Source organism: Spirochaetota bacterium, from assembly GCA_017999915.1.
Classification (GTDB): domain Bacteria; phylum Spirochaetota; class UBA4802; order UBA4802; family UBA5550; genus RBG-16-49-21.
Genome location: JAGNKX010000024.1, coordinates 1 through 17166 on the forward strand (window position 1 = coordinate 1; position 17166 = coordinate 17166).

Genomic DNA, 17166 nt, shown 5'->3' on the forward strand with positions numbered 1-17166 from the left:
TTGAAAAGGCTCATATCACACTTACTGATGCCAGGGAAATCCTTGTCAGATATAAGAATCTTGCCCCATCCGAAATTTGTCACATAGGCCTGGTCCGGCGGAATTGCCATGGCGGCAACGGCCGATAGAACCAGCACGGCAACAGCTAAAAACAACGTCTTGCTCCTCATGTTCATGAAATCCTCCTCGTGATATAATTACACTGCAAAATGCAGATGTTTTCCCGGCGCGGGGACACGTCGGGTCCCTGACGGTTATGGGTCCGTAAAGCGACCTCGATGCATCAGCCATCAGATTTTCATATTACACTGTAAAGAAATGACTGTCATCCGTAAATTTACGGACAGGGCTTTTTTTTCGATGGATTATTCAATTGAGGCAATATTGAACCCGTGGGCGATCCGGATCAGGTCAACCTTCCCCTCCGCCCCCAGCTTCTGGTACACATGCTCCTGGTGGGACTGGACGGTCCTGTCGGATATGCCGAGCCGCGCGCCGATCTCCCTGCTGGACAGGCCCGCCAGGGTAAGGTCGGCGATCTCCAGCTCCCTGTCGGTCAGCTTGTAGGCCAGCTGGAACTGCCGCCTTCCCCTGTTGATCTTTGAAATCACGAGGAACCCTATGATGTCATCAAAGCGGTCAGCGACCTTTGAAATATAAGTATCGGTCATTATCGGTTCAGCTTTTTTGTTCCGGTTGATACGGTACCGCAGGGCACGCCTGACGCTGCCGGCTTCCCTGTTCCTGACGCGGTCCATATCAGCCAGGATCCCGTCGCCGTCATAGACGAGCTCCGGGTACTTCTTCCGGCTTATTTCATCCGCACCAAGGGAAAGGGTTTCGAGCAGAACGGCGTTTGCCGAAAGGACCCTGAGGTCCGGGCCGAGAAGCAAAACCATGTCGCTGATGTTGGATATGATCTCGTCCGCGACGATGGAAGGCTTGAGATCGAGAAATTTAAGATAAAACACAGAGTAAAAAAGGCCCAACACATAAACGATATGATAGGTGGGTCCCACATTCGGGATTTTATAATTAAAATACGGAAGCACCCAGAGGCCCAGGACGCCGATGCAAGTGCTCAGGGCCAGGTTGGCCATGATCAGGTTGGCCTGGAGCTTCTCCTTGTTGGATGTGGCGTTCTTTCTGAACGCTATGATAGCCGCGATCGAGAGAAACGCGTACAGGACCACGTAGCCGGCCGACGCGTAAAACCAGGGACTGCCGTAATTGGGCACGAGCTTCCATCCGCCTTCATAGGGCTTATAATCGAGAAACAGGAGCGGATGAAGGGCATACATGGCGATGATGACCAGGGCGGGGGCATAAATCAGCATGAGGGCCCGGACCGGGGTTTTCTTTTTCAGGAGATTGAGATAAAAATGGAGGTTCAGGGCGTAGAAGATGTTCACGCAGATGGAGGCGAACTGGGTCCAGAAAAAAACCCCCTCCTTCGTATCGGCCGAATAGGCCGGAAGGGCTACCAGGTTCAAGATCGACAGGCTTACGCAGATGAGAAGAAAGATCCGACGCTGCACGCTCCGGCGGTTCTGTGCAATCACATAGAAGCCGAGGATCAGGCACATGAGGGCCCCGGCGAAGGCGATGTTGTAGAGCAGCATGTTCATGGCGGCATTGTGGATTTTTCCCGCCCGGTACATCAAGCAAAAAACCGGCCCGGCGATACTTGCCGGATCGTTCAAACATCTTGACAAAAATGACCGGAGGTATATACGATCAGGGCAAAGCCATGAAACGAAGACGCTTCCATCAAGCCCTGCTGACAGCCCTTGCGGCGCTGTTGGCCCTCGCGCCGGCCATGGCGGCCATACCGGTTCCCGAGCTCCGGGGACGGGTCACTGACGACGCCGGCGTCCTGGGCGACGCCACGGAGGACCATATCGGCTCCCTGCTCAAATCCCACGAGGAGCGCACCACGAACCAGGTGGCGGTGCTTACGATCACATCGCTGGAGGGCGAGTCCATCGAGGAATTCGCCACCCGCGTCTTCGGGAAGTGGCGCCTGGGACGGAAGAAAAAGGACAACGGCGTGCTGATCATCGTCGCGGTGAAGGACCGGCGCATGCGCATCGAGGTGGGCTACGGCCTTGAGGGCGTCCTTACCGACGTTAAGGCCGGCCGCATCATCGACACGATCATGGCCCCGCGCTTCAAGGCGGGGGATTTTGACGGCGGCGTGACCGCGGGGGCGCTGGCGGTCATCGCCCAACTGGAAGACAAAAACGCCCCGCTCCCTGGGGAAACCGGCGGCCCGGGCGCGGGATCGGACGATTTCCTCAAGGGCCCGGATCTCCCCATCTACCAGCGCATCCTCTTCGGCTGCTTCATCTTCGGCATCATCGGGCTCTTCACGATCATCGGTGTCGTCGTTCCCCGGGCGCCGGGATGGTTTCTCTACCTCTTCCTGATCCCCTTCTGGGCCACCTTCCCCATAGTCGTGGTGGGCCCCCGGGGCGCCTTCATCCTCCTCTGCGTGTACCTGGCGGCGTTTCCGGCGGCGAAGATCATCGTCAGCCGCAGGCCATGGTACAAAAAAGCCCGGAGAGATCTGGAAAAGAAGGGCCGCGCCACCATCGGCGGGTTCACCTTCTCGGCATCTTCTTCCGGGGGAGGGAGCTCTTCAGGCGGTTCCGGGGGGTTCTCCGGAGGAGGGGGAAGCTCCGGCGGGGGCGGCGCCTCCGGAGGATGGTAGACCGGAAGAGCATCTTACGCATCCATCCGACGGGAGACGCCTTTCAATACCCCCGCGCAGGACAAGCCCCTTGCGGAAAGATCAGCCCGGGAGTCATGCTGCGGCACGGCAGACCTCAGGCAAGGTCCATCTGCCTCGATATGATCTCATTCATGATTTCCCTGGTCCCTCCGCCTATGGAAAGGAGCCGCGAATCCCGGTATATCCGCTCGACAAGGAACTCCTTGCAGTACCCGTACCCGCCATGGATCTGGACGGCGTCGTGCACCACCCTGTCGCAGACGTCGGTCGCGAAATTCTTGGCCATGCAGACTTCCTTGTAGGCGCTCTTCCCGTGGAAGATCATCGAAGCGGCGTAATAATTGAAGCTCCGTGACGCCTCCACCAGCGTGGCCATCTCCGCGAGCTTGTGCCTGGTCACCTGGAACCCGCTGATCGTGCGGCCGAAAGCGGTCCTCTCCTTGGCGTAGGCGATGGCCTCCTTCAGGGCCAGCTCCGCCGAAATCTGGGCCTGGACAGCCAGGTAGAGCCGCTCCTTCTCGAAATTCACCATGATGCCGGCAAACCCCTGGTTCTCGACGCCCAGCAGGTTCTCCGCCGGCACCTTGCAATCCATGAAGGAGAGCTCGGCCGTATCCGAGGCGTGCCACCCCATCTTCTGTATCTTTTTCGATACCGTAAAACCGGGAGTCCCCTTTTCGATCACCAGCAGGCTTATGCCGCCGGCCCCCTTCCCGCCGGTGCGCACAGCCGTCGTCACGATATCGGCGCGGGTGCCGCTCGTGATGAACGTCTTCGAGCCGTTGACGATGTAGTGGTCCCCTGACCGGACCGCCTTTGTCTGGATGTTCGCCACGTCCGAGCCGGCGCCCGGCTCCGTGACCCCGAGGACCGCGATCTTTTCCCCCCTGATGATCGGCGGCAGGAACTTCTTCTTCTGCTCTTCCGATCCGAGGCGGCGGATCGGGGGCATGCCGATGCCGCAGCTCCCGAGGCTCGCGAAGACCCCGCCGGAGCCTGAGCGCATGATCTCCTCCGCGAATACGATCTCATGGAACACATCGCACTGGGTGCCGCCGTATTCCTCGGGATAGCCGATGCCGAAGAAGCCGGCGCTGCCCGCCTTGCGGAACAGCTCCAGGGGGAGCTCCCCTTTTTCCTCCCATTCCGCCACGTGGGGGCGGATTTCCCTGTTCACGAATTGCTTGACGCTGTCCCTTAATATGGCATGGGACTCGGTAAAATACTGATCATACATACTATAACCTCTCTCTATCAGTTTCTTGAAAAACTCCATCCTTGGAGTTTTTCAGGGTCGGTTTTACGAAGTGAATTCGTAAAACCTCACATTATTCTCGGCTAATGCCTCGAAAAATGGCGATACATCCATGTATCGTTTAGCAGTTTGCTGTTTTTCAGCAAACTGCTATAATGAATTGCAAGGAATGACCTTGTGGCCTGTCATGATTTAATAATAATTCCGTAAGTGGGGCTCGGTCGCCCCAATTTATAATCGGGGAAAGCCATAATTATAAATCGGGACATCCGGACAGGAGGGGGGGCAACCGGATTTCCCCGGCACCCGCCAGGGCGGCACGGGGAGGATTACAAGCCCTTTTCTTTCCGATAGGCCTGGGGGGATTTGCCGACGAACCGGGAAAAGGCGTTATAAAACGCCGTCTTCGAGTTGAAGCCCACTTCATAGGATATGGCAAGGACGGGCTTGTCCGGCTCCTCGGTAAGCAGCTTTTTTGCTTCCTCGATCCGGTATTGATTCACAAAATTGTTGAAATTCGTGTTGAGCCTTTCATTGAGAAGCTGGGACAGCTGGTGGGGGGTGATCTTCAGCTCTTCCGCCAGGTTCTTCAAAAGAAGCTCGTCGTCAAAGTATATTTTTTCCTGTTCCATCAGGAGCCGGAGCTTGCTCAAAATGGAATCAACGTCGATATTTTGAAGCAGAGACCGCTCATAGCCGCCCTTTTCTATTTCGATCATCAGGACCTGAAGAAAGCGGGGCGCCCGCTGATTAATTACATGGAGGAAGATGAATATGACGCAGATCGCCATGATGCCCGCCTGTACGACGGGTGCATAGCAGAAGAGATACCCGATGACGACCAGGGAAAAAGAGGCCAGCGTAAGGACGATATAGGCCATCGTGATAAAAACGATCCGCGACCGCTTCCTCCCCGCCTTGAAATAATAGAGCTTGAAAAACAATATGCCGAGGTAGATCATCAGCTGCATCCACGCGCACATGTACATCGCCTTGAAGATCAGCACATGTTCAATGAGATTACCCTCAAAGAGGCGCACCATCATATCTTTCTGGTCTGAAACCGGCAGCATGAGATAATAGATATCGCCGGCGACCGCGCAGAGCACCGGGACGAAATAGAGGGCCTTTCTTTGAGGAAGCCGCGCAAAGGGAAGCACCACAAGATGGTACCCGAAATATATCAGGGGACACACCAGGAAGAGCATCGTGAAGTTCCCGTAGAGGGCCCACGGATGATGTGCGGAGAACCCGATGACAATGGACCCGGTCTGAAAAATGAGCATGCCGATGCAAAAAAGAAGGGCGAAAAGATTGTAATGCTCAAGCTGCCGGTTTTTGACTATAAGCTGTTCAAAGGCGATAAGCAGGGAGAGGCTTCCGGCAAAAAGGGTAAGATAGGTGATTATTGACCGGGTTATTTCCATATAATTCTTGTATAATATGGCACTCATATTTCTATAGGATACCATACAACCGCATCGACTTACTGAAGAATAATCTGGCCCTTCTTGTTCTAACAGTCAATGATTATTTGGCCTGCGATCCATCCTCTATCATGCAAAACAGCACGGCCCGGTAGATCCGGGCCGCGGCATAAAATATCTGCATTTATTAAAGCTACTTAATTCGTTTTCCGTTCCACGCTCCGCCGCTCGTGGCGCTCGCGCCGCTCCCCCAGGTCCCGGTGAAACTGTTGCCGTCAGCGGAAAGATAAAAAACGCCTCTCCCCTTCTCGCCGTTGTTGCCGATCCAGTTATAGAAAAGCTTATTGTCCTTCACGATGCCATTGAGCCTGCCAGGGGCCGATCCGCCATAGCTTCCGACCACCTTGTCCTCGGTCTGGGTCATGGTAAGGGGGCCCCATGCCGTGGACCAGGTACCGGTGAAGCTTGCGGCGGCAAAGAGCATACCGGCGGCAAGAATAATTACTGCGAAAAAGCCTGTTGCGACAACCGTCTTCTTGTTCATAAAAGCCTCCTTGATGATATGTTCCACCCCGCCCGCCGTCAATTCTTCCCATGGCTCTGTCAATCCCATAATGACATGAAGACAGGATCATAAAAGAGAAAAGAGCAGGTGGATGACCGTTTCCACCAGAATATCACTGACCGGAGAAAAATCAATATTTTTTTCAAGGATTTGCCAAACTATCGAAGCTCAATGGCGAACCGATTAAACAAAAGTGATATAAATATCCTGCAATTGCTTCTTTTTTTATTTTTCAATTGTCACAATTAGTTTTTTCAGCAGTATAAGGATCAATGGCACAGGATGATGATCATGTACAATCCCTTTACAGAAATAATCGATGACAGCGACAGCGACGACCGGCTGATACGAAGCGTTCTGGAAGGCGACAGCTGCGCCCTGGAAAAGCTCATATATCGCCATCAGGCATGGATTTACAACATAGCCCTGAAAATGGTTTTCGATCCCGATGACGCCGAAGACGTGACGCAGGAGATCCTCCTGAAGATCATCTCCCACCTCTCGGCCTACGAGTCCGCCAGGGCCCCCTTCAGGACATGGCTGTACAGGATCGTCGCCAACCACGTCCTGGGAATGAAAAAAAGGAAAATCGAGACCGCCATGACCCGGGTGTATCTCGACGAAGAATTCCCCATGGACCAGGACGCCATCGAAGACCGGAGGCCGGCAAGCAGGCCCGACCATACGGTACTGGTGGAGGAAACCAGGAACATGTGCCTCACGGGGATGCTCCTCTGCCTCGAACGGAGGCAGCGGCTCGCCTTCATCCTGGGAGGTATGTTCGGGATACCGTCATCGGTCGGTTCCGAAATACTGGACGTAACCGAAGCGAATTACAGGGCCCTGCTTTCCAGGGCCAGGAAGAAAATCGAAAATTTCGTCATGCAGAAATGCGGCCTGGTGAACCCGGAAAATCCGTGCCGGTGCGAGGGGCACGTGAAAAAACTCATTTCCTCGGGATGGATTGACCGGGATAATCCGAGGCTCACGCGGGAACGGCTGGACAAGATATCCTCCATCGCCGTGTCAAGGGCCGCCTCCGTCGACGGGGATCTGAATTCCCTGTATCTGCTCTTCAGGGACTCGCCGTTTTATGAAAGTCCGGACATGGCTGTGCGGATACGGGAAATCCTCGGCAGGGACGAGTTCGGCGACTTTTTCACAGTTCAGTGAAACCTGACTGACACTATCATATCAGCAAATCAATACTACAAGAGGTGAATCATGGAAAAAATGTACGGCCTGTGTGGAATGGAATGCTCCGGGTGCCCGGCCTACCTGGCGACGCAACAAAACGACGACGCGGCCAGGGCCAGGGTGGCGGCGATGTGGTCAAAGATGTTTCACGCGGAGATCAAGCCTTCCGACATAAACTGCGACGGCTGCCTTTCCGGCTCGGGCAGGCTTTTCGGCCACTGCAACAAATGCGAGGTGCGGCTCTGCGGAATGGACAAAAAACTGGGCACCTGCGCGGAATGCGGCTCCTATTCATGCGCGAAGCTGGAGGGACTGTTATCGTTCCTTCCGAAGACAGCGAGGGAAAATCTGGAGGCATTGCGTAGCAGGTAAAAGAAAAAGCTTCTCCGGTATCATGTTTATCAACAAAAAGATGAACCTTCTAAGTATTACTTGAATCAACATTGATGTATTCCTCCTCTGAAATCAGAAAAACCGGCTGCGCGCCGCTCCTGAACAGGCGGTTCGTTGCCGGGTTTATTTCTCCATGTCCTGGCCGATTTCATTATTATTGTTTACGCTGTACATATTGATCACCTTGAGGGCGTCAAGAATCGATATATCGTCGTTCCCCAGCTCATTGCCGTGCCCGTCGATTTTGCCGAACCCTTCCACGTCCTTTTCGCGATAGTGCATGATGGACCGATAATCATAAGGATACTGCCGCTGATCATAGGCGGAATCTTCGGGCGCGTATATACTCAATTGCATATCCACCATCGGCGGATTGCCCGGATATATCTCAACGGTAATGTAGGAGTCCCTGTCCACCCGCTGGTGCTCATGATAAAGGCCTATCACATGGCCTAATCCGTGCAATATGGCGCGATTATCGCTGTCGGATGTGACATAGAGAATGCGCTGGGTCCCCATCTGGACATATCCCTCGGTGGTATTGGGAATGTCCATGTGGGTAATGACCAGGTATTCATCTTCGATATCCACGACGGGTCTGAATCGTATCGCGCCTTCCGTGGCCAGCTCCCACTTGATCATGCACTCGGAAACCGCCGAAAGCTCGCTGCCTGAAAGGCCAATGGCGACAAAAGGTATCGAACCGTCGGGCCACAGGCCGCTCCTGGCATTGGCGCAACCCACAAGAAGCATAAGAACCAAAACAGATCGTTTCATCACTTTGCCTCTGTAACTGCAAACATTGAAGTGGCGTTTATCGGATGATCGGAAAAGCAGGCAAAGAAAGGAACAAATCGATGAATCATCAGATAGTACCCATGATTGATCCTATTGAATTGAGCAGTTTCTAACCACCTCCACTGTCAACATAGCACATTGTCGAACAGTCGGCGGTAGCGGGATGGATGATTATCTTGTAGTCGGAATAATGATTTTATTGTGGGAAATACACTGACAGGCGTAAGCGGGTCCGCAGGACCCGCGTCCAATTTTGTCCTACTGAAGCTTGATGATGATCTCAACGCGGCGGTTCTTCCGGCGTTCCTCCCTGGTGCCGTTCCCGGCTATGGGCCTGTCGGCGCCGAAGCCCCGGTAGGAGAGCTTGTCCGCTCCGCCCCGCTGTCTCAGGTACTCGGCCACGGACCTGGCCCGGTCCCGCGACAGGCGCAGGTTGTATTCCTTCTCACCTGTAGAGTCCGTGTGGCCCTCGACGATGATCTCCCGGTCAGGATATTTCTTCCTGATGAGCTCCGTGACCCGTCCGAGCTTCTCCCTGCTGTCCTCCCGAAGCCGGGCGGAATCGAAATCGAAGAGCACGTCCCCGAGCCTGATCACCAGGCCCCGCCGGTCCGTGTCGACGTCCACGCCGTCGGGAGCGGCTTTCTTGAGCTCCTTCCGGGCCTCTTCCTTTTCCTCTTTGGTGACGGGCTTGTACATCTTCATCGTGGTGTCGATGATCATCTGGAACTCGTTAACATTCATCTGCCTGTTCCCGTCCTTGAAGACGAAGGCCATGCGGTACTTTTCCTTAATGCTCACGGGACGGTTTTCCCCGACGTTCCAGTTGATGATCCCCTCGTCCCTGCCCATGATCTTCTGCGGAAAATCTGAGGGATATCTTCCCCCGCCCAGGTCCATGTCCACGACGAAGCGGTACTTGATCACCGCCGTTTGCGCGCCGTCCCTTGTGCCTATATCAGCAAGACTGTACTCCACCGGGAACGTGAGCTTAAAGGGAATGGAAAACAGGGTGAGGACAAGGTCCGCCTTCTCGGTCCAGGTCTCGCCGACGGCCACGTCCTTCCGGGGAAAGGCCGGCAGGTGCCGCAGGTTCGGCATGAGATACCGCTTCGGGACCGTGAAGCGCCCCTGACGATCAATGTCGAACTCCGAGGGATGCTGCTCCCGCAGGTGGAACACGTCGGTTACGGAATCCCGCTCATACACGGAAAAGCCGCCCTTCACCCTGCTGGTCTCCCCGGTTTTATCCGAGCAGGTGAGGTCGATGATGTTCCGCTCCTGGTAGATCTTGATCATCTTTTCATTTACCAGGAACTTCACGGCCGCGGTGCGCGTTATTTCAAGCCTCTCCCCCTTCGGGATATCCCATGCCAGGATGGCTGCAAAGGAGGCGACGCCATGGAGTAAAAGCAGGATTATCAGCGCCGGCTTCTTCATGGCTTCACCGGCACATAATAGGCCTTGCCCGTGTCGCCGCCCTTACCCTCGTCGACATGGAGGAGCCGGTACTTTTTATCGCCGATCTCGAAGACATCGCCCTCAAAAACCACGGTCTCTTTTGCCGTGGCGTCTTTCTTCCGGTCCGGCCGCCAGACGAAGATCTGGATGCTCTTTCTCTTCACGCCGCTGCCGTCAACGCGCCGGTAGTAGTTGCCGCTCCCCACGCGGAAGCCCTCCACCGTGGCAACGGTCGTTTCGCCGAGGATCCCGGCGTCCTTAGGGATTTCCACCGCAACCCTCCTGTCGCACGAAATTACGGTCCACGCCATCAGGGCGCAGATTCCCGCAGATATCATTCCTTTGCTCATGGATCCTTTACCTCCAGGGTCGTCTGATCGCCGGGCCATCCGTCAATCAGCCTTTCTATGATAATAGTTGTAATCCTTCAAAACGGTTTCCAGGAATACCTTCGGCTCCATGTCCGTCGAGACCTTCATGACCTCTTCCAGCCTCGACCGCGCCTTCAGCAGTATGCGGTACGCCGAGGGGGCCGACCTGTTTTTCCTGTCGAACTCCAGGGTCTCCTTGATGATGGTGACGACGGCGTCGTCAAGCCTGGCAGCCGCGGGGAACACGGGCCGGTAATCGTTCCCCAGGGCCACAAGGATCGTGTCGCTTATCATCACGGTCTGCTTCAGCCTGATGACCGTGGTGCCGGCGGCGATGTCCCCCAGGCGCTGCCCCTTCCCGTTCAGGAGGATCGTCAGCACCGCCACGGAGCCCGCCAGAAAGCTGATGTCGACGATGCGGAGGATCCACCGGAGAAGATAGCTTCCCAGCGATGGCTGGGACCCGTCGAGTTTCACCACCTTGATGCCGATGAGCTTCTTCCCGAAGCTCTGGCCGTCCATGGCTGTCTCGCATATCAGGTCGTAGAGGAACGCCGGAAGGGCCGCCAGGATGAAAAACGCCACGGAGTAATTCTTGAGATAGTTGCCCGCGGCAAAATACCCGAGCAGGACCAGGAAGGCGTAGGAGAACAGTATGATGTAATCGACCAGGGCGGACAGGATCCTCTCTCCCACGCCGGCCGTCTCGTATTCGATGGTCACGTTCTGCGCCGTCTCTATCGGAACCGTCTGCATGTCACAGCAACCCCCGGGACTTCATTTCGAGATACGTATTGATGGTGTTCACCGTCAGGTGCGCCGGCGATGTTAGTATGGAATGAATTCCGTGGCGGTCAAGCTCTTTCACGATCTGCCTCTTTTCAAAGGCGAATTTTTCCGCGATGGTCTTGATGTAAATCTCCTCGATGGACTCCGACCGGCTGTTCAGGAGCGAATCGAGCTCCGTGTTAAGGAAAAAGATCACCACCACCAGGTGGCGCCGCGCCAGCATCGTGAGATACGGGAGGTTCCTCCTGAGGGAGGAGAGGGTCTCGAAGTTGGTGAAGAAGAGGAGCAGGCTCCGCTGGCCGATCTTCCGCGACAGCTCCGCGCAGAGGAGCTCGTAATTCGACTCCTGGAAGCCGGTGCGGACCCGGTAGAGAAGGTCCAGGATCCGCAGCATCTGGCCATGGGAGCGGCTCGCCGGCAGGATCGAATCGATGCCGCTCGAAAAGGCCACGATGCCGGCCCGGTCCTCCCGGCGGATGGCGATATTGGATATGACCAGGCCCGCGTTCACCGCGTAGTCGAGGAGGGTCATCCCCTCGAAGGGCATCTTCATGGCGCGGCCCATGTCGATGACCGAATAGACGCTCTGGGACCGCTCGTCCCGGAACTGGTTCACCATTACCTCGCCCCGGCGCGCCGTGGCCTTCCAGTTTATTTTCCGGTAATCGTCGCCGGAGATGTAGCGCCGGATCTGGTCGAACTCCATGGACGCGCCGGGCCTGCGCATCCGCTTGATGCCCGCCTCCACCAGGCGGTTCGACGCGGCGAAGAGGTCGTATTTCCTCATCTGGATGATGGACGGGTACACCGGCACCGTGACGTCCCGGGCGAAGCGGTGGCGCCGCCATGCGAGGCCCAGGGGCGTCGACGCGAACACGTTCAGGGCGCCGAAGCCGTATTCCCCCCGCTCCACAGGCCTCACCGTGTAGGAGAGGTCCCGGCCGGTCCCCGGCGGAACGCGGACTTTCAGGGAAAAGTCCCGCTTCTGGAACTGGACCGGGAGCTCGTCGATGATCTCGACGGCGATCGGAAAGGAATGGCTGCTCTCGACGCGCAGGTCGACCCGATTCTCGTCCCCGTTGGAAAGCTTTTCGGGAACGATCCGCCGTGCGGTGACGCCGGGGATGCGGAAGAGGAGCGCCGCGTCTGCGGCGGTTGCGGCGCACAGAATGAGAAGCGCCAGCTTCGACGGCGCCAGCAGGGCCGGGTAAAAAAAGGCCGCCACGAAGGAAAGGACGACGCAGGCGAGAGCGATGAAAAAGCGCCGCCCCAGGAAGAGAGCGCCTATTCCCTTCACCGGGGCACCTCGATCCCCTCGAGGATGTCCCGAATGATGTCGTCCGGCTTTTTCCCCTCCATCTCCTTTTCGGGGGTGAGAAGGAGGCGGTGCCGCAGGGCCGGATAGGCGACGGAGTGTATGTCCTCCGGCTTCAGGAAGTCACGCTCCCGCAGCACGGCCAGGGCCTTGGCGCCGTCCATGATGGCCAGGGAGGCCCGGGGCGATCCCCCCAGGTAAAGGGAGCCGTGGGCGCGGGTGCGGTGAACGATCTCGGCGATGTAGGCGATGACATTCTCGTCCACGTGGACGTTCTTTACCTTTTTCTGCGCGGCGACGACCTGCTTCGCGGTCATTACCTTTTTTATTTCCGCCAGCTTGTCCCTCTCCCGCCGGCCATGGGCATCGGCAATGATGCGGGCCTCCTCATCCCGGGACGGATACCCGATGTTTATCTTGAAGAGAAAGCGGTCCAGCTGAGCCTCGGGGAGGCGGTAGGTCCCCTCGTACTCTATGGGGTTCTGGGTGGCGAAGACCAGGAAGGGCTCGGCCATGGGATAGGTTGTGCCATCGACGGTTATCTGCCGCTCCTCCATCACCTCGAAGAGGGCCGCCTGGGTCTTGGCAGGGGCGCGGTTGATCTCGTCGATGAGTACCAGGCTTGAAAACACCGGGCCCTGCTTGAACTCGAAGTCCCCTTTTTTGGAGTTGAATATCGTGGTGCCGATGACGTCAGACGGCATCAGGTCCGGAGTGAACTGTATCCGCGAAAAATCCGCGGCCATGGCCATGGCGAGGATCTTCGCCGTGAGGGTCTTGGCTATGCCCGGCACCCCCTCCAGGAGCACGTGGCCGTTGGCCAGGACGGCCGCCATGAGGAGGTCAAGCATCTCCTCTTGCCCCACGATGATCTTTTGGAGCTCCCCCCTGATCCTGGCGTTCGCCTGGACCACGTCCTTGATCTGGATCCGCTCGTTAAATGTCATTTCACCGCTCATAGGCCCGTCCTTTTCGCTTGGAGTGTAAAATCTTCGATCATGGCATTGAGCCGCTGAAGCTCCCCGTCGGAGAGGCTTTTACGCAGCAGCAACGCGTCGATATCCTCAAAGAGCCTCCGCACCCGGTCCTCCGGCACGCCGCTCCGCCGGGCGACTTCCTTGTAAAATATCCCGCCGCGGTGGAGAGCATCAGCCTGGATCCAGGAATAGAGACAATCGTAAAAATACAGTATCTTCTTTTCCGCTATGTCCCGGTGGTCGCCGCGCTGATGATAGAGCCTTCCCACCGTGGTTGCGAAGTCAAGGGCGGCGTTGGCCGGCGGCAGGATCACCGGGATGGCCCTCTGGCGGCGCCGCGCCTTGAAGAGCATGAAGAGGACCAGGCCGGCCATGGCCGTGTAGTAGGCCCAGGAGAGGGGCTCCCTCGAAAGGACGTACCTGAGGGGAGTCGCCGGCGCGGCCACCGACGACTTGTAATGCTCGTCCCAGATGGTCCTCCGCACCGGCAGGTACGAAAGGGAGCGGAACACGTATTCGGCGTTGTTCCCCGACAGCATGTTGAAGTTCGTGTAGGCGTAGGGAAGGGCGCTCAGGTAGAAGGCGCCCCTGCCGTGTCGGATGCGGATGAAGTTGGCGCCCTTCCGCTCGTTCACGCCGAGGATTGCGGCCTCCTTTTTTCTGAACGATATGAAGCGCATGTTGCCGACGCCCCTGCGGCAGAGGTAGTCGCTTTGCGCCGCCAGGCGCGGGTTGGCGAAATTCACCCCCATCCGGTCGGCCACGATGTCTTCCGGCGCGGTCCTGATCTTCATGAGGTCCGCGAATTCGTCCAGGTAGAAGCTGGCCGCCATGAACACGCTGTTCCCCCGGGCCGCGAAGCGCATCAACTCCTCCGTGTCATGCTTGTTCAGGGCAAGGGTGGTATCGATGAGGATGTAATTGGTCCCCCGGTAATCCCTGCCCCGCAATGTGTCGCGGATCGAATCATGGGTGACCGTTATGGCGGCTCCGGGAAAGCAGTCCGGCAGGAGGCGGTACGGGATATGGCTCCCGTAGGGGATCTTGTCGTTGCGGGTGAAGCTCGCCGACCAGTCCACCGGCTCCGGCTTCATCACCGTGAAAACGATGAAGAGCGCGACGCTCAGGCCAAGTATGATGATAAAGGGAAGGTTCTTTTTCACCGGTTCCCATCCGCCAGGGTCCTGTAAAATCCTTCGTACAGCTCCCGCACCGCCGCGAAGGTGTCCTCGGGGAGATCAAAATTCCCGTACCATATATATTCAAAGATCCTGGTGAGCTCCGTGAATTCGCCCCGCAGCGGGGACTGGGCCAGCTCGGCCAGGTAATCACGGTTTGTCTTGTCGATCTGCCACCGGATGAGGCCCCGGGCAGAAAGCTCCTTCAGGGCCTTGCGGTAGAGGAGGCGCACCACGGCGCGGTAGTCGCGCTTTTCCAGAAAGCCGGCGATGAGGCCGTCAAAATCGATATGCTCGATGTGGTCCGCCCCTTCCTCCGGCGTGGCGCGCTTTTTCTTCAGGGAAAAGAAGAGTCCCCGGGGGTCGGCGCCGATGAGCTTCACGATGACAAGGAGCGCCGCAGCTGCCACGACGAGGTACACCCCGTATTCGAGGGCCTTCCATGCCGTCTCTCCGTCGACATCCAGGCGGTAAGGACCGAGCTTCTCCCTGAGCCATGCCAGGACATGGTCCCAGAAAGTGAGGAGCGGCTCCTCCTTCCGGTCATAGCGGAACGCGGGGTCCCGCCGGAACTCCTCGATCTTTTTCATCGGCGCCGGACGCGGCTTCACCGCCGAGGCGTCGGCCGGGACCTTCCCGGCCTCCCGCACCGCGATCACGCGGTCCTCCGGGGGCCGCGCGCCCCCGGCCAGCAATACCAGGCAGAGGAGCGGTCCGATGAAAGCCCGTCTATGCATGGGCCCCGTCCTTCCCCTGCCCGATCTCCTCCACTTTCATGAGAAGGCCGTGGCCCTCCTTCTTTTCGGCCTGGCTGAAATAGTGGAACCCGACAGCGATGAAGATAGCGGTGCTGAACATCGACGTGAGCTGCTGTAAAATCCCCGTGATTATGAAGAGGCCCTTGAACAGGTGGTTCGACGCGTCAATGGAATGGAGCACTGCCAGGAAGGTCACCCCCGCCGAGGGAAGGGCCAGCACGGATCCCATCATGCCGACGATGATGGCCATCAGGAAGAGGAGCCCCAGGGTGAGCCACCAGCTGCCGGAGACCAGCTTCGCGCTCCGCCGCACTGACGCGAAAAATCCGGTCCGCTCCTGCACGCGGACCATGGGCACCAGGGCTATCACGATGGCCAGGTAGACCCCCGGTATGACGAGCAATAGCATGGAAAAGAACACGACGAAGAAGGAGCCGATGTTGGTGAATACGATCATCCAGAAATCCCTTTTTACCGCCCCCCAGATATCGTCCACCGAGATCTTCCCGGGTCCGCGCTCCACGTAGAGGCCGATGAACTCCACGGAAATAAGGGTGATGAAGGTATAGCTCACCAGGCCGCACAGGAGCAGGAGCAGGTACTCGATGGAGAAGATGGCCCCCAGGGGATTGGTCTTGTCGCCCCCGATCGCCAGCAGGGACGATTTCGAGCTGTAGAGCCCGGCCAGGACCCCCTGGACGACGAGAAGGGGCCCCGTGATGAAGAGCAGGGCTTTGAAGAGAATGGCGATATTCTGCCTGATGAAGGCGAAGGTGTCGTTGATGATCGCCCCGAAATCGCGGGCCTTTCTGAATTCAAACTTTTCGTTCAGGTCCATGGAATCGCTCCTTGTTGTGATGGTGGATAGGATAGAGAATGTAATACCAGAGTACAAAAACCAGCGAGATTCCGATGATGAGGGCGCTCAGGAGCGGGGCCATGTCCGTGTGCCTGGTGACGAAGCCCTCCAGGAGGCCCGCCATGCAAAACACGGGAACAACGCCGATCACCATCTTCAGGCCGTCCTTCGCCCCCCTTTTGAAAGAGTCGGCGCGGGTGTAGGTTCCGGGAAAGAGGATGCCGTTGCCTATGACGATGCCCGCGCCCCCGGCGATGACGACCGCCGTCATCTCCAGGGCGCCGTGGATCCAGATGCTTTTCAGGGAAACAAGGAGGAGCCCCTTATGGTAGAAAAAATAGTGGAAGGCCCCGATCATGATACCGTTGAAGAAGATGATGTAGCCGGCGCCGAAAGAGAGGATGACGCCGCAGGCGAAGGCCAGGAGGGCGACCCTGATATTGTTCACCGTGACGCCCAGGAACATGTTCACGTTGTTCATCGATTTGTACACCGCCATGGGATCGCCCTTCTCGATGTTGTCCACGGTCATTGAGAGGTAGCTGTCCCCCAGGATGAGGCGCACGAACCCGTCGTCATTGGCCGATGAGACCACGCCGACCAGGACCGAAACGACGAAGATTGCCAGGGAGATCAGCATCTCCTTCCAGTGCCTTCTGAAAAGGACGGGCTGCTCCTCGGTCCAGAAGGTCCTGAGGCGGCGGCGCTCCTCTTTCTTGTTCCTGAAAATGGCCTGGTGGAACTTCGCGGTGAGGCCGTTCAGGTACGCGGTGATGCTGCTCGCGGGGTAGAAGGTCCGGGCATAGGAGAGGTCGTCGGTGAGCTCGATAAAGAGCTCCGCCACCTGGTCAGGGCTCGATTTCCCGCGCGCCCTGACCAGCGCTTCGAAGCGCTTCCACTTGTCCGCGTTCTGCTGTAGAAAATGGATCTCTTTCATCGCCTCTTCTCAATGGGGATCGATGCAAGCACGGCCATGTATGATCCCACTGATAGTAGCAATGATATATATTATTTACAACTTTTTTTTGACTTTTGGTTCACTGATCAAAAGTCATTACAGTACGCCCTCCCCCTTGATGGGGGAGGGTT

General features: G+C 57.1%; 17 protein-coding genes. 3 read left to right on the plus strand and 14 right to left on the minus strand.

Annotated features, from left to right (window positions below; genetic code table 11):
• Positions 1-365 precede the first annotated feature (365 nt).
• Positions 366-1703, minus strand: a complete 1338-nt coding sequence (locus KA369_23145) for a hypothetical protein (protein ID MBP7738885.1) — start codon at positions 1701-1703, stop codon at positions 366-368.
• Between the two features lie 47 nt (positions 1704-1750).
• Here KA369_23145 and KA369_23150 point away from each other — a divergent pair, with 47 nt between their 5' ends.
• A complete protein-coding gene (locus tag KA369_23150; protein ID MBP7738886.1) occupies positions 1751-2713 on the plus strand; it encodes a TPM domain-containing protein in 963 nt (320 codons plus the stop codon).
• Positions 2714-2828: 115 nt separating this feature from the next.
• Here KA369_23150 and KA369_23155 read toward each other — a convergent pair whose 3' ends face one another.
• The 3 genes from KA369_23155 to KA369_23165 form a co-directional block, all read right to left on the minus strand.
• The gene (locus tag KA369_23155) at positions 2829-4010 is read right to left on the minus strand and encodes an acyl-CoA dehydrogenase family protein (protein MBP7738887.1); all 1182 of its coding nucleotides are present in this window, start codon (positions 4008-4010) and stop codon (positions 2829-2831) included.
• 308 nt (positions 4011-4318) lie between these two features.
• Positions 4319-5416 carry an AraC family transcriptional regulator gene (locus KA369_23160; GenBank protein MBP7738888.1) on the minus strand — a complete coding sequence of 366 codons (1098 nt, stop codon included), beginning with the start codon at positions 5414-5416 and terminating at the stop codon, positions 4319-4321.
• Between the two features lie 193 nt (positions 5417-5609).
• On the minus strand, positions 5610-5960 hold the full coding sequence (locus tag KA369_23165; protein ID MBP7738889.1) for a hypothetical protein: 351 nt from the start codon (positions 5958-5960) through the stop codon (positions 5610-5612).
• A gap of 312 nt (positions 5961-6272) precedes the next feature.
• Between KA369_23165 and KA369_23170 the strand changes: the two genes are divergently transcribed.
• Positions 6273-7154 (plus strand): RNA polymerase sigma factor, encoded by an 882-nt coding sequence (locus KA369_23170; protein ID MBP7738890.1) that lies wholly within the window; start codon positions 6273-6275, stop codon positions 7152-7154.
• A gap of 51 nt (positions 7155-7205) precedes the next feature.
• Positions 7206-7550: a DUF3795 domain-containing protein gene (locus tag KA369_23175; GenBank protein MBP7738891.1), complete on the plus strand. Its 345-nt coding sequence runs from the start codon at positions 7206-7208 to the stop codon at positions 7548-7550.
• A gap of 144 nt (positions 7551-7694) precedes the next feature.
• Here the strand turns inward: KA369_23175 and KA369_23180 are convergent, their stop codons facing one another.
• From KA369_23180 to KA369_23225, 10 genes are all read right to left on the minus strand, one after another.
• Positions 7695-8348, minus strand: coding sequence for a hypothetical protein (locus KA369_23180; protein ID MBP7738892.1), 654 nt, complete (start codon positions 8346-8348; stop codon positions 7695-7697).
• Between the two features lie 279 nt (positions 8349-8627).
• Entirely contained in the window at positions 8628-9809 is a 1182-nt protein-coding gene (locus KA369_23185) for an OmpA family protein (GenBank protein ID MBP7738893.1), read from the minus strand.
• Positions 9806-10180, minus strand: coding sequence for a hypothetical protein (locus tag KA369_23190; GenBank protein ID MBP7738894.1), 375 nt, complete (start codon positions 10178-10180; stop codon positions 9806-9808). Before KA369_23190 ends, KA369_23185 begins: the two co-directional genes overlap by 4 nt.
• Before the next feature lie 42 nt (positions 10181-10222).
• The gene (locus tag KA369_23195) at positions 10223-10957 is read right to left on the minus strand and encodes an RDD family protein (GenBank protein ID MBP7738895.1); all 735 of its coding nucleotides are present in this window, start codon (positions 10955-10957) and stop codon (positions 10223-10225) included.
• A 1-nt stretch (position 10958) separates the two neighbouring features.
• A complete protein-coding gene (locus KA369_23200; protein ID MBP7738896.1) occupies positions 10959-12287 on the minus strand; it encodes a DUF58 domain-containing protein in 1329 nt (442 codons plus the stop codon).
• A complete protein-coding gene (locus tag KA369_23205; GenBank protein ID MBP7738897.1) occupies positions 12284-13252 on the minus strand; it encodes a MoxR family ATPase in 969 nt (322 codons plus the stop codon). The genes KA369_23200 and KA369_23205 overlap by 4 nt, the downstream gene beginning before the upstream one ends.
• Positions 13253-13260: 8 nt before the next feature.
• Entirely contained in the window at positions 13261-14445 is a 1185-nt protein-coding gene (locus tag KA369_23210) for a hypothetical protein (protein MBP7738898.1), read from the minus strand.
• Positions 14442-15197 (minus strand): DUF4129 domain-containing protein, encoded by a 756-nt coding sequence (locus tag KA369_23215; GenBank protein ID MBP7738899.1) that lies wholly within the window; start codon positions 15195-15197, stop codon positions 14442-14444. Before KA369_23215 ends, KA369_23210 begins: the two co-directional genes overlap by 4 nt.
• Positions 15190-16056 carry a hypothetical protein gene (locus KA369_23220; GenBank protein ID MBP7738900.1) on the minus strand — a complete coding sequence of 289 codons (867 nt, stop codon included), beginning with the start codon at positions 16054-16056 and terminating at the stop codon, positions 15190-15192. Before KA369_23220 ends, KA369_23215 begins: the two co-directional genes overlap by 8 nt.
• Entirely contained in the window at positions 16034-17014 is a 981-nt protein-coding gene (locus KA369_23225) for a stage II sporulation protein M (protein MBP7738901.1), read from the minus strand. Before KA369_23225 ends, KA369_23220 begins: the two co-directional genes overlap by 23 nt.
• Positions 17015-17166 lie beyond the last annotated feature (152 nt).